Source organism: Actinotignum inguinis, from assembly GCF_051265835.1.
GTDB classification, from domain to species: Bacteria; Actinomycetota; Actinomycetes; order Actinomycetales; family Actinomycetaceae; genus Actinotignum; species Actinotignum timonense.
Genome location: NZ_JBOZDP010000011.1, coordinates 24,135 through 37,486, shown reverse-complemented (window position 1 = coordinate 37,486; position 13,352 = coordinate 24,135). Strand labels below are relative to the sequence as shown.

The following is a 13,352-nucleotide window of genomic DNA, read 5'->3' as shown; positions in this document are numbered from 1 at the left end:
TTTAGTGGGGCGTCACAGCGCACAGGGAATGGGACTCGAGCAATTCGTTCGGGCTGAGGTTCGTACCCCGGGTCCGCGGTCGCGGGCTCTCATGATGGAACGCGGCGCGGTGAGCGAGGCGGTGCAGGCCGCGCTGGACACTCGGCCGCAGGCCACCGGCACCGCATTCCAGGCACCCGCCGCGGTGGAGGATACCGCCGCGAACGCCCAGCTCAGTGCTTTCCCGCTCAGCCGGCGCGGGGTTGCCGCGCTCGGGGCCGTGCTGCTGGCCGGCAGCGGTATCGGCTTGATGTCGCATATGTCCATGCCCGCCAATGCGTACGCGGATGGTTTCCCGGTGGCGCGCGCTGCCGGCGCCACGGTTTCCGAATACTCTTTCACCGTTAATTTTGAAGGCGAAGAACGCACCCTCACCACCACGGCGGGCACCCTCGGGGAAGCCCTGCGGGAAGCCGGCATCACGGTTTCCGGGGACGACGTTGTTTCGCAGAGCCTCGCCGAAGCGGTCACCCCCGGCGCGAAGGTCACCATCACCCGGGTGGAAAAGCGCGTGGTCACCGAAGAGGTGGTGGACGCGCACGGTTCCACCAAGGTCGACGACGCCGCGCTTGCCAAAGGCACCACCAAGGTGGAAACGGAAGGCAAGGATGGCATTTCTGCCAATACCTATGAAATCCGGGTGGAAAACGGCAAGGAAGTTGCTCGTACCCTGACTTTCTCCGCGGTCAAGCAGGCCCGCGTGGATGAAGTGGTCAAGGTGGGGACCTCGGAAAGCGCCGCCGCGGTGGCGGGCGCGAGCGGTGACGGTGGCAGTGCGGCGCTCGGGAGCGCCAGCGTGGTTCCGGCCGGCACCGCCCAGGAAATCGCCTCGGGTATGCTCTCCGCTTACGGCTGGGGTCAGGACCAGTTCTCCTGCCTGGTGACGCTGTGGAATCGGGAATCGAATTGGAATCACCTGGCGGAAAACAGCTCCTCGGGGGCCTACGGTATTCCGCAGGCGCTGCCCGGCTCGAAGATGGCTTCCGCCGGTGCCGATTGGCAGACCAATCCCGCCACCCAGATCCGCTGGGGCCTGGGCTACATCGAAGGCCGCTACGGCAGCCCCTGCGCCGCGCTCGGGCATTCCAATTCCCGCGGGTGGTACTAAGCCTGTAGCTTTGAGCTCGCAGCTCTCAGCTGCTACGCAACCGGTACGCAACCGCCGCTACTCAAGAGCGGTATTGCGCTGGTGCCGGGTCGCTTATACGCTCATGATTATGAGCGCCACGATAACGATTAGTGACAAACTAGCGCGCGATATTGCGGATATCGCGGCTCGCTACGGCATGAGCGAAGAACAGGTTGTACGCGAAAGCCTGGCCGCTCTTCGCAGCGAGCTTGAGGTCGCTGACCAGCTTGATGCACTGTATTCCAAGCGCGCTACCGCGATGGAGCGTTTGGGAAATTGAGGCGGCTCAACGAATTCGCGGTGGAACGCTGGCTGGCGCAGCGTGGATTTTATGTGCGCTCCCGGGCCGGGCTGCGCTCCTGCTTCCAGGGTGCTTTCGGGAAAATGTACGGGGTGGAACTGTACCCGAGTCCGCACGAAAAAGCCGCGAAAATCCTGCTGGAAGTCGAAACCCAGCATCCGCTTTTTGACGGAAATAAGCGGCTCGGGGCGCTGCTATGCGAAGCGCTCCTCAACGAGTTCGGCTTCGAATTAATGATGAACGACGACGCGCTAGCTGACATGTGTTTCGCTGTCGCCGGAGGGCAATTACGGGATCTGGCACAGATAACGGAGCTACTCAAAGAGAATTCGCGGCCGGAGTTCGTCAATAATGTGCATCCAGCGCTCGAAGCTGAATAAACGTGACTATTGGGGTATACAGTTACACCATGAATGTGGTGAGAAGCATGGTACTGGCCGGCAGCTGCGCCGCGCACTCGCCTTGCTGATCGCGGCGGTGGCGGCCGTGGTCCTTATTCTGGTGTATCTCTTCTTGGTTGTGTGGGCGTAACAGAGCCGGGCATCCGGGTCCGTATAAGATCACATGCTCCGTAAGTAGAAGCGCGAAGGGAGGCGGTTAAAAATGGATTGTAAGACCCTCATAGGTTTTGAAGCTGTGAGCTTAGAGTATTCGGTAGCCGGAAAACCGAATAAGGTTATTTTTGATGATCTTACTTTCTCGGTGGAGCCCGGGAGCATTACAGCGGTAGTTGGTCGTTCGGGCTCGGGGAAAAGCACCGTCCTCGATGTGGCATATGGAAAGCTGCCTCCCAGTTCGGGAAGAGTCTCCTGGTGCGATAGGGATCTCAGCTCTTTGCGTGAAAGCGAAGCGCAACATATCCGGCGCGCAAATATTGGGTACGTGGACCAGAAAGCGCTTTTACTAGGCGACCTCACTGTCCTCAAGAACGTTATGTGCGGGGGCGTTGATAAGACCACTGCACACTCTTGGCTGGAAAAGCTTGGCGTTGCAGATATTTCGGATAGTCGGGGAGCGAAGATTTCGGGTGGTGAAGCTCAGCGGGTAGCGCTGGCACGGGCGCTTGCAAAGCAACCTGATCTACTGATCTTGGATGAACCCACCTCGTCGCTCGACCTTGGAAACGCGCACGTGGTTGCCGAGATTTTACAGTTGGAGGCACGGCGGGGAGCCGGTATTCTTGTCGCCACTCACGATGACGTGATTGGGGCCATTGCCAACATGAAAGTGACCCTGTAAATGTTCCGGCCCAGTTGGAAGCGCAGTTCTGTTTACGTGCTCATAGCGCTGTTTTGCTTCGCGTGGGTCTTTGCCTCGCACATGGCATACTCCCTTGCCGGTGCCAAAATGGATGACGAATGGCGCGGACGTTACGACATTCTGGTCACCGATAACAAGGCAGGCGAAGCCCTCTATTCCTCACGTGATAAAGCAGGAATGACGCTGCTGGAACAAAACTATGCAGCGCAGACCTTGCCGGAGCTGGAATCGCGAATACTAGAAGAAGTGAGAAAAATTGACGCTGTGTCAGTGGCGGCACCGGTCGGTTTCCTCGGCAGTTACAAAGGATTTTGGGTACTTCCGCAAATTGCCTCAGATGGAATAGATTTCCAAAAGTCGCCTGTGAAGAGTTATCGCGTCACATGGCAAGTGCTTGAGGCAGAAACTAAGGTTCTGGATAAAGGGACCGCGCAATATGACCTCGACGCCACAGGAATAATTGCTCGGCCCACACCCACCGGCGGTGAACCCACCGGAATCCAGTCACATATAGGCATGCGGCCAGAGCTCTACCGGTATCACTATCCAAGTGTCACCATCCCGGATGAAAACTCACTTCTTCTCACGGCTTTCGCGCTGCCAGATGTGGCAACCAGCGTCGCAGTAGTAGATCCCGTATCGGAACGTGAACTTTTAGGGTCGGCAGGAGAATGGCTCAATCCTCTCATTGAATTCGACAAGGTAGTTGAACGTAAATTGGGCCTTGGGGATCCTCTTAGTGCAGATGATCTCGCGGCTCTTCCGAACGGTGTTGTCGTTACTCAGCAAGACCTTGCTCTGGCACAGGACGCAAGATCGGGAGAAGGAAGCGAGGCGATTGCGCCGCTCGCTGCAATGCCAGGAATGGCAGAACGTGGTCGCCCGGTGCCATGGCGGGCATATGGGATGAATTCTCAGATATTTGGATACGTTGCCAACCAGGATTTCTCACCGAATATCTCTATTTCTGTTGCCATAGAGAGCGTCGACGAGCATGGAAAAACGGTGGATGCAGTCGAGCAACGCATTGATCTGGCGCATGACAATGGCCCCTTTGGCTCGCGTGCGTTTTTGCTGCCTCTTCCAGAACAAGGAGGGGAAACCTACGGGAGAATAACTGAGACCTATACCAATGGCGCTTACGTTACTGCCGATAATGTTTTCGCTCCGAAACTTACTCCGGTTCCCGCGGGTGAAACGGTGGTGGAAGATGAAGCTCCGCCGCGCGTTCAGGCTGACGAGGAATATCGGGCTAGCTTTGTGGCGAATCCCGTAGGCATTGCTCCCCTCTATATTTCTTATAACGAGTCTGACTCTCTAGCCACGCAAGTAACTCCGCAGGAGCGTGGCGCAGAGATTACGTATCGTGCGACCGCTCCCTTAGATAACTCTCTTGGCTCGGTTGTTCGTGACGGTGGCGCACCCTTTGAAGTTGGCGAGTTTACTCCGCAGCAAATAAAAACGGATGACGTACCTGGCACGGATCCCCTCGGGGCGCTCGGACTTTATTCTTCAAATCGCCTGATGCAGGGAAGCGAACGGATTGACCACCTCCGCTCAGGACTCGGTGTTGCGCTGAATCCACCATCGGCAGTGGTTTCTTACGGAAGCGCTGAGCCTCTTTCGGAGGAACTCCCGATCAACGCTATTAGAGTACGAGTCGCGAATCTTGAGGGCCTAACTCGGGAGGATGCGCTAGTAGCTATCGGGAAAGTGGCTGATCGTATCCGGTCCTTAGGTGTAGATGCCAGGGTAGTGGCAGGCTCATCACTCGGAACTGCGAAGATTTGGATACCGCAAACTGCGGGCCAAACCGATAGCGAGACCGGTCGTCAAGAAGTGGAAGCGCTTGGCTGGGTCGATCATCGCTATGTTGTGCTAGGCGCGGCGGATTTCATGGCGAGCCTCCTCACCACTCTGGTGCACTCAATTGCGCAGGCTGGCGGTATCCTCATCATCGGCGTGATTGCGGTGGTGGGAGCGGTGGAATTTGCCGCGAGACGAACAAGATTCAATGTTCTCAAAAATCAAGGATGGTCCTCATCCTCATGTCTTGCAACCGTTCTTCGGGAAGAAGCTTGGGGGCTGATTCTTCTCGCATGTGCCCTTGTAACGACGGCATTGTTTTCAGTGGCGGAACAACCTCGATTACTAGCAGGCATTCCGCTTGTTTGCGGGGCTGTTATCTATGCGCTCCTTCTTATCCTTCCGCTTCGTTACGCCAGTCGAAGGAGCGGCTCGAATCTTCCGCGAATCTCTCTTCTAGGCTGGTTAACCGTTGCTGAGGGACTGTTTATCGGAGTGTTCTGCGCGCTACTTGGTGAAGTAGTAACAATGATCGTGTGGTTCCGGAAAGGCGCCCGCGGACTAGATATTGGTGAAGCCCTTGTTGAAGTATTACTACCTGTGCTTGTAGTCCTGGCGGCAGCGGCGGGCCTGGCAGTGAGCGTATTGCTTCTCCTGGCGCGCAGGAAACAAACCGCTGTGCGGGACCTCAAAGATTTTATGTACTGGAACTTGGGCTGGAGTACAAGGAAGATCCGTACCGCGCAGGTAGGTGTCTCATTCATCGTCGCTATGTGCTGTGCCTTAGTTGGTTGGATCGTCTCCGTGACATTGATCGGAGCCGGAATGGACCGCGGCCTGTATTGGGTTGTTTTTTCTTCAGCGGCTGTCGTCCTGGTTCTCATCAACGGTCTCGGTGTGAACCCATCTACTCTCCCGCGCCGTTTTCGCGCGAGTCTACGTTTGCAGCGTTGAGAGGCGGGAAGGGACTTTCGTAACTTTGGGAATCGCGCCTCCCTCCGGGCCGTGCTTCGAGAGCGCTAGTCATCCGGGTACACTGCATCTGTGGTCGCCAATCATATTGCTCAACAGGATTCGCCCGGTAACAGCTCGCCCGGGAACACGCAGCCCGGCAGCACACCGCTCGGTAGTGAACCGGCCGGTGATACCCCGGCTGGAACTGCCCTCCTCACCCCGGTGGACGTGCGCGCGCTGTGCACGGCCCTGAATATCCGCCCCACCAAAACCCTGGGGCAAAACTTCGTGCATGACGGCGGCACCGTGCGCAAAATCGTGCGGGAAGCCGGGGTGGGCCCGGGGGATAAGGTCCTCGAAATCGGCCCGGGCCTGGGCTCCCTCACCCTGGCGCTCCTGGAAAGCGGTGCCTACGTATCCGCGGTGGAGATCGACGCCGCCCTGGCTGCCGCGCTCCCTGATACCGTGGCACGCCGCCACAGCACTCCGGAGAATTTCGCGCTGCTGCACGCGGATGCCCTGAGTATCACCGGGCCCGAACAGCTCGCTTGCCCGCCCGCGCTCCGTACCGGCCACACCGAGGTCGCGGCCACCTCCACCGTAACTGCGAGCACCGGCGATCTCGGCAGCACGCAGAGCTTCGCGCCCACCGCCCTGGTGGCCAACCTTCCCTATAACGTGGCGGTGCCGGTGCTCCTCACCCTCATGGAAGCCCTGCCCAGCCTGGAAACCATCACCGTGATGGTGCAGCTCGAAGTCGCCGACCGCCTGGCCGCCGCCCCCGGTTCGCGCACCTACGGCGTGCCCTCCGTGAAAGCCGCCTGGTACGGCAGTGCCACCCGCGGCGCGAAAATCTCCCGCCACGTTTTCTACCCGGAGCCGAATGTGGATTCCGCCCTCGTCCACCTGCGCTTGCGGCCCGCGCCCGGTACCGATGACCTGCGCGAACGCGTTTTCGCGGTGGTCGACGCCGCTTTCGCTCAGCGGCGTAAAACTCTGCGCAGTGCCCTGGGTTCCTGGGCCGGCAGCCCGGTCGCCGCCGAAACGATCCTCCAGCGGGCCGGGGTATCACCCCAGGCCCGCGGGGAAACCCTCACCATTGACGATTATGTGCGGATCGCGCAGGCCCGCGAACTCCCCAACTAAAACCCATTCCAAGGACCACCAGCTATGGCACATTTACTTTCGGTACATGACGTGGGCGTCAGTCTGGGAAGCCGCGATATTCTCAGCAACGTTTCCCTGAGTCTAGAGGACGGTAGCCGCATAGGCGTCGTCGGCCCGAACGGGGGAGGGAAAACCACGCTGCTGCGCCTCATCACCGGGGCGCTCGCGCCCACCAGCGGTGAGGTGATTCCCACCAATACCGCAAAATTTGCCACGCTCACCCAGGCCGATGAGCTGCCCGATACCACGGTGCTCGAGGCGATTCACGCCGGAACCGCTCGCCACGAATGGGCCAGCGACGCACGGGTGCGGGACCTGCATGCCGGGCTGCTGCCCGATATTCCCCTTGAGGCGCGGGTGCGTGAGCTATCCGGCGGGCAGCGCCGGCGGGTGGCCCTGGCCCATACCCTCACGCGGGACGCGAATATTATTATTCTCGACGAGCCGACCAACCATTTAGACGTGGAGGGTATTACTTTCCTGGCGCATTATATTAAGGAGCGTTTCGGCGGGCCGCGCCCGCGCGGGGCGCTGGTGGCCGTCACCCACGACCGCTGGTTCCTGGATGCGGTGGCAACTCGCCTGTGGGAAGTGGTGCCCGGGGTGGAGGGCCCGCGCGGGCAGATTCCCGGCCGGGTGGAAACCTACGAGGGCGGGTATTCGGATTATATTTTCCAGCGCGCCGAGCGGGAACGCCAGGCCGCGCTCGCCGAAGAAAAACGCAATAACTTATTGCGGAAGGAGCTGGCGTGGCTGCGGCGCGGTGCCCCGGCCCGCACCTCCAAGCCGCGTTTCCGTATCGAAGCGGCAGAAAATCTTATTGCGGATGTCCCGGCCCCGCGCGATACCGTGGAAATGACGCGCATGGCCGCCGCTCGCTTAGGTAAAGAAGTAGTCAATCTTGAGGACGTCAGCCTGCGCTACGGCGGCGGCCCGGAAATTTTACGCGGGGTGACCTGGCGGATTGCCCCGGGCGAACGCGTGGGGATCCTGGGCGCGAACGGCGCCGGGAAATCCTCGCTGCTCGCGCTCATCGCCGGGCGGCTCCAGCCCACAACCGGGCACGTCAAACGCGGCGCCACCGTGAAACTCGCGGAGCTTTCCCAGCACACTCGCGAACTCGATGAGGTTGCGGATTTACGGGTGGTGGAGGCCGTGAACGACGTCGCAGCTCGCGTGCAGGTGGGGAAGAAAGAACTCACCGCGAGCCAGGTGACCGAGCGGATGGGATTCACCCGCGAACGTGCCTGGACGCGAGTCAGTGAACTTTCGGGCGGGGAGCGGCGCCGCTTGCAATTCATGCGCCTGCTCATGGCCGAACCTAATGTGCTGCTCCTGGACGAGCCGACGAATGACCTGGATACCGATACCCTCGCCGCGATGGAAGATGTGCTGGACGGGTGGCCCGGCACTCTCATTGTGGTCTCCCACGACCGCTACCTGCTCGAACGCATGACCGACCGCCAGATCGCGGTGCTCGATGGCCACGTACGGGATCTACCGGGCGGCGTGGATCAATATTTGCGGCTGCGTGAAGAGGAGCGGGACGAGCGCGAAGGCGCCAAGGGCGCGGCTGGAGCGCGCGGAGGTGCTGGAGCTCGTGCTGGGACTGGAGCTGGGGCTCGTGCTGGCACCGGCGGTGCAGGCGGCTCGGGCAACTCCGGGGCTGCGGCAGCCATGTCTGGCGCATCGGGTGAGCGGGCTGAGAAAAGTGCGAGTGCCCTCCAGCGCGAAGCCCGCAAAGAAGTGCAACGCATTGAGAAACGCATGAACCGGCTGCGCGAACAGATCACCAAGCTGGAGGAGCGCAGCACCGCCTGCGCGGTCAGCGGGGACTATGAGGAACTCGCGCGGATTGGCAAAGAGCTGAGTGAAGCAACTGGCCAGCTTGACGAGCTGGAAGAACAGTGGCTAGAGGCAGCTGAAGTAGCCGAGGGCTAAGGCCGGCGCACTCACCCAGCCAGAATGGCCATTCCGCCAGGCGGACACACACGCGGGGCCCGGGAGAAACCCGGGCCCCGCGTGCGTCGTCGTACTACATCAGAATTTAGGCGGCCTTACGGAAAATCTGCGTGAGCTTGACGCGCTCACCCATCCGCAAAATCGAGCGTTCGTAAATCTTGCCGGCCAGGACCGCCAGCAGGAAGACCCCGAGGGCGTTGATGCCGACCGCCGCCAGTTCTTCCACGAGCGGGACCTCGCCGATGGCCGCGCGCATGGGCATCATGAACGGGCCGAAGAAGGGCAGCACGGAGAGAATCTTCGTGACCGCGGCCTCGGGCAGCGCCGGAATGAGGTAGAGCGCGGTGTAGAACGGGATGAACTGGAGGAACATGACCGGGGTGTTGATGCCGGCCAGGTCTTCCTGGCGGGAGACCGTGGCCGCCAGCCCACCCACCAGCGCGGTGGCGGTGAAGTAGCCGAGCACCATCCATACGACCGTGCGCGCCACCATCCCGGCCAGCCCGAATTCCTGGAGGAAACTGAGGTCGGGAACCAGCCCGGAAATGGCCACGCCCGTAATAATCGCGCCGATATAACCGAAGAGGATCACCACCCAGCCGGCACCCAGGCCCAGTACTTTGCCGAGCAGGAGCGTGCGCGGGCGGACCGTGGTCAAAATAATTTCCACCACGCGGGAGGATTTTTCTTCGACGACGCCGGCGCCTACCGCGCCGATGCCGCCCATCACCATGAAGAAAATCAGCATGGCACTCACCGAACCGATAAGGAAACCAATGGGATTCGCTTCGAAACCGGAGGGAGTGTAATTCACCGTCTGAACCCGGAGATTATTAATAGTATCCAGGTGGGCGAGGACCGTGGCATCCACCCCGGATTCCTCCAGCACATAGGTGCTGAGGACCTTCTTGAGAGCGGGCAGCTCCTTCGGATCCGGGGAAGTGGCCACGATCTGCGGATCGAGGGCCGTGCCGGAAATGCCGATCTCCGCTTCCGGTTCTTCGGTGGCCAGCTCGGCGGCGATATTGGAAGTGGGGAGCGCGGCGAAACCGGCACTCTCCAGGTAGGGCTGGAGCTGCGCGGCGCTGGCCTCCAGGTAAATACCCTGGGCTTGCGGGGCCGGGGCGGCGCCGTTAGCTTCATCGTCCCCGCCCAGGAAGACGCGGCCCGCGAAGCCGGCCACAATAGCGATCACCCACATAACCGCGAGGGAAATCATGGTGGCGCGGGAAGCGAAAACGTTCTTGAACTCGCGTGCGAAAACAATGCGTACCATTACTTAGCCTTCTTTCCGAACAGCGAGCCGAGCAGGCCGCGCTTTTTCTTGGGGGCGGCCGCGTCATCTTCGTTTGTGGAGGGCACCTGAACAACATCGCGGAACAATTCCGTGAGGTGGGGGCGGCGCTGGGCGAATTCCACCACGGTGCCGGCCTGCTGAGCCGCCGCGAGAAGCGCGGCGGTGGGGTCGGTTGTGATGTTATCGGGAGCCGCGGGCGAAGTTTCCACGAGCACCCGCGCAATCCCCGCGCTTAGCGGCGCTTCCGAGGTGCCGGCCAGCGGATCGGGGTGGACGGTGAATCCGGCCTGGCTGAGGGCCGTGCGCAGCGCGGTTTCCTCCGCGCGCACCGCCAGCGCGTAGGGCGGGTTACCGGAATTGCGCAGTTCATCGACGGTACCGCGGGCCACGATATTTCCACCCGCGAGGATCCCCACGCTATCGCAGAGGCGTTCAACCAGGTCAAGCTGGTGGGAGGAGAAAATAACCGGAACGCCCTCATCGGCCTTCTGGCGCAGTGTATCGCTCATGGTGCGCACCGCCACCGGGTCCAAACCGGAGAAAGGTTCGTCAAGGATGAGGAGTTCGGGATCGTGAATGAGGGCGGCGGCCAGCTGCACGCGCTGCTGGTTACCGAGGGAAAGCTTCTGGACGGCATCCTCTCGGCGCGAGCCCACCCCGAGGCGATCCGTCCAGCGTTCCATGGCGGCCTGCGCCGCATCCGGGCTCATCCCGTGCAGGCGCGCGAAATACATCAGCTGCTTATCGACCTGCATCTTCGGGTAGAGGCCGCGTTCTTCTGGCATATAGCCGATGCGCTGGCGTGCCGCGAAATCAATGGGCTGGCCATTCCAGGTCACCTGCCCGGAATCTTTACTCAGGAGGCCGAGCATAATGCGCATCGCAGTGGTTTTCCCGGCCCCGTTCGAGCCGACGAAACCGAAGATTTCACCGGGGCGAACCGCGAAGCTAAGATCCTGCAACACTTTGCGCGACCCGAAACTCTTGGAGATGTTCTCAACGGAGAGCATAAAGGGTACGTCCTTGCTATTGTGCGATTGATGAATATTCTAGGGTAGCGCGCCACCCGCCCAGACACGGGCAACCGCCGCGCGCAAGACCGGTGACGTCACCTAGAGCGCCATCGTTCTATTGCGTGTCGCCGTCTATCCTATGCCAGAGTCCCGGTGAAACCTAGAACTGAATTTCCGCACGCTTGCTCGTTCAGCGTGTTTCCGCGCGCCGGCTCAGTGCCGGCTCAGCTTGTTCCCGCGTGCTCGCTTAGCGTGTTTCCACGCTCCGGCTCAGTGCGCGCTCAGTGCCCGCCGCGGGTGAGGAGACGCGGCTGCGATTCCAACCCGCGCAAACCGTTCCACATAAAATTGACCACGTGCTCGGCCACGGTTTCTTTATCGGGTTGGCGCACATCCACCCACCACTGGCCCACCTGGCCGAGCGCCCCGGCTAGCGTCTGCCCGTAAATGCGGGCATATTGCGGAGAAATACCATTGCGGCCGAGCATGGGCGCCAGCAAATCCGAGGCGTAATCAGCCACATCAGCGATGACGGTGGAGAAGGAATCCCCGCCCAGCGTGGCCGGCGAACGCTGCACGAGGAGGCGAAAACCGTCGTCGTTATGCTCAATATAATCCAGCACGGCGACGACGATGGACTCGAGCACCTCGCGCTCGGGAAGGCCAATGTTCATGCGCGCGGAAAGTAATTCCGTCAGCGTGACGAGCTCGCGATCCACTACCACGTTGTAAATGCCCTCTTTGGAGCCGAAATGTTCGTACACAACCGGCTTGGAGACCTGGGCGGCCGCGGCGATTTCTTCGATGGAGACCCCGTCGAAACCCTGGGCCGCGAAAAGTTCGCGGGCCACGCCCACCAATTGTTTACGCCGGTCCGCTCGCGACATGCGCACCCGCTTCTTTTCCGGGGTGGGGGCAGGTGCGGGGGTCTGTGTTGTGGTCGGAGTGGAAGCATCCGCGGTGGTGGCAGCGGTGTTCTGTTCGATGTTCTGATCGGTGTGAGCGAGCGTATTATCGGCGGCGCGGGCGGCATCAATGCCGTTCGTGCCCTCAGGCGAGGTCTGTTTCATACTTAGTATTATGCCAGGAGCGCTTCGGTCGGTTAGACTATATCGGTGCCGGCCCGCGCGTCGGCAGTTTTCCGCCATGGTGTAACGGCAACACAGCGGTCTTTGGAACCGTTATTCTAGGTTCGAATCCTAGTGGCGGAACGTTTTCGGGCGCAGCGTCAGCGCCCGTGGCGAAATATAGGGCGCATTGCCGCCAGAAAAGGGAAGGCATGGATCTCTCCGCTGTCGTCATCCTGGCTGCTGGCCAGGGAACTCGCATGAAATCAGCCACCCCGAAACTTTTGCATGAGGTGTGCGGCCGCACGCTGCTCGGGCACGCCATCACCGCCGCGCGCAGTCTCAATCCCCGCCATATTGTTGTGGTGGTGCGCCACGAACGGGATCGGGTGGCTGCCCACGCGCTTGAGCTGGACGATTCGGTCATGATCGCCGACCAAGACGACATCAAGGGCACCGGCCGCGCGGTGTGGTGCGGGATGGAAGCCCTGGGTGCGGGAGTCAGTGGCCCGGTTCTCGTCATGGCCGGGGATACCCCGCTTTTGGGCGGGGAGATTCTCGGGGAGCTCGCGCGCGCCCACGGGAACAGTGTTCACGGCAGCAGTCCGTGCGGGAACACTGTTTACATGAACGACGACGCCGCTACCGCTCCGGCTGCCCCCGCCAACCCCGCTGTCACCGTGCTGAGTGCCCGGGTGCCTGATCCGGCTGGCTACGGGCGAATTGTGCGTGATAGCCAGGGCACCATCTGCGCCGTCGTAGAAGATAAAGACGCAAGTGCGCAGCAGCGTGCCATCAACGAAATCAATACCTCCACCTATATTTTCGATGCCGCGTTTTTGCGCGAGGCGCTGGCGACCCTGGGCACCGATAACGCACAGGGGGAAATGTACCTGACCGATGTAGTGGCGCGGGCGTACCAGCTCGGCGCCGGGGTCGGTTCCTATGTAAGCAGTGATTACCTGGCTGTGGAGGGTGCGAATGACCTGGTCCAGCTGGCGGCGCTGCGCCGCGAAATGAATCGGCGCATCGGGGAGAAGTGGATGCGCAGCGGGGTGAGCATTATTGATCCGGCCACGGCGTGGATTGATGTTCAGGTGGAGCTGGAGCCGGATTGCGTCGTCGAACCTAATACAATTTTGCGCGGAACCACGCGGGTAGCGCGGTTTGGGCACGTGGGGCCCGGGGAACTGAGCAATGTCATCGCGGAGGAAGGCGCGCGGGCGCGGCATGTGCACCTGCACGATTGCCTCATTCCGGCCGGTAAATGCGCCCGGCACGCGATTGCGCTCGGGGAAGCCGCCCAGCACCGCTGCGGCGGGTAAACACTGTTCCGGCGGTAAACACCGTTTACCGG

11 protein-coding genes and 1 tRNA gene are annotated in these 13,352 nt (G+C 61.0%); 9 read left to right on the top strand and 3 right to left on the bottom strand.

Annotated elements, in window-relative coordinates:
- Positions 1–4: 4 nt before the first annotated feature.
- The 7 genes from ACRQFC_RS06485 (at position 5) to ACRQFC_RS06455 (ending at position 8,597) form a co-directional block, all read left to right on the top strand.
- The gene (locus ACRQFC_RS06485) at positions 5–1,147 is read left to right on the top strand and encodes a resuscitation-promoting factor (protein ID WP_284896856.1); all 1,143 of its coding nucleotides are present in this window, start codon (positions 5–7) and stop codon (positions 1,145–1,147) included.
- Between the two features lie 109 nt (positions 1,148–1,256).
- Positions 1,257–1,448, top strand: coding sequence for a hypothetical protein (locus tag ACRQFC_RS06480; RefSeq protein ID WP_284896855.1), 192 nt, complete (start codon positions 1,257–1,259; stop codon positions 1,446–1,448).
- Positions 1,445–1,849 carry a Fic family protein gene (locus tag ACRQFC_RS06475; RefSeq protein WP_284896854.1) on the top strand — a complete coding sequence of 135 codons (405 nt, stop codon included), beginning with the start codon at positions 1,445–1,447 and terminating at the stop codon, positions 1,847–1,849. The genes ACRQFC_RS06480 and ACRQFC_RS06475 overlap by 4 nt, the downstream gene beginning before the upstream one ends.
- A 223-nt stretch (positions 1,850–2,072) precedes the next feature.
- A complete protein-coding gene (locus tag ACRQFC_RS06470) occupies positions 2,073–2,708 on the top strand; it encodes an ABC transporter ATP-binding protein (RefSeq protein WP_087070434.1) in 636 nt (211 codons plus the stop codon).
- A gap of 81 nt (positions 2,709–2,789) precedes the next feature.
- Complete coding sequence (locus tag ACRQFC_RS06465; protein WP_143231854.1) at positions 2,790–5,489, top strand: hypothetical protein; 2,700 nt, start codon at positions 2,790–2,792, stop codon at positions 5,487–5,489.
- A 90-nt stretch (positions 5,490–5,579) separates the two neighbouring features.
- Entirely contained in the window at positions 5,580–6,635 is a 1,056-nt protein-coding gene (locus ACRQFC_RS06460; protein WP_087070436.1) for a ribosomal RNA small subunit methyltransferase A, read from the top strand.
- Between the two features lie 24 nt (positions 6,636–6,659).
- A complete protein-coding gene (locus ACRQFC_RS06455; protein WP_087070437.1) occupies positions 6,660–8,597 on the top strand; it encodes an ABC-F family ATP-binding cassette domain-containing protein in 1,938 nt (645 codons plus the stop codon).
- A 106-nt stretch (positions 8,598–8,703) separates the two neighbouring features.
- Here ACRQFC_RS06455 and ACRQFC_RS06450 read toward each other — a convergent pair whose 3' ends face one another.
- The 3 genes from ACRQFC_RS06450 to ACRQFC_RS06440 form a co-directional block, all read right to left on the bottom strand.
- Positions 8,704–9,894, bottom strand: coding sequence for an ABC transporter permease (locus ACRQFC_RS06450; protein WP_087070438.1), 1,191 nt, complete (start codon positions 9,892–9,894; stop codon positions 8,704–8,706).
- Positions 9,894–10,925, bottom strand: a complete 1,032-nt coding sequence (locus ACRQFC_RS06445) for an ABC transporter ATP-binding protein (protein ID WP_435732438.1) — start codon at positions 10,923–10,925, stop codon at positions 9,894–9,896. Before ACRQFC_RS06445 ends, ACRQFC_RS06450 begins: the two co-directional genes overlap by 1 nt.
- Positions 10,926–11,209: 284 nt before the next feature.
- Positions 11,210–11,998 (bottom strand): TetR/AcrR family transcriptional regulator, encoded by a 789-nt coding sequence (locus ACRQFC_RS06440; protein WP_284896519.1) that lies wholly within the window; start codon positions 11,996–11,998, stop codon positions 11,210–11,212.
- Positions 11,999–12,068: 70 nt separating this feature from the next.
- Here ACRQFC_RS06440 and ACRQFC_RS06435 point away from each other — a divergent pair.
- Both ACRQFC_RS06435 and ACRQFC_RS06430 read left to right on the top strand, forming a co-directional pair.
- Positions 12,069–12,139: transfer RNA gene (locus ACRQFC_RS06435), tRNA-Gln, on the top strand.
- Between the two features lie 68 nt (positions 12,140–12,207).
- Positions 12,208–13,320, top strand: a complete 1,113-nt coding sequence (locus ACRQFC_RS06430) for an NTP transferase domain-containing protein (RefSeq protein WP_284896516.1) — start codon at positions 12,208–12,210, stop codon at positions 13,318–13,320.
- Positions 13,321–13,352 lie beyond the last annotated feature (32 nt).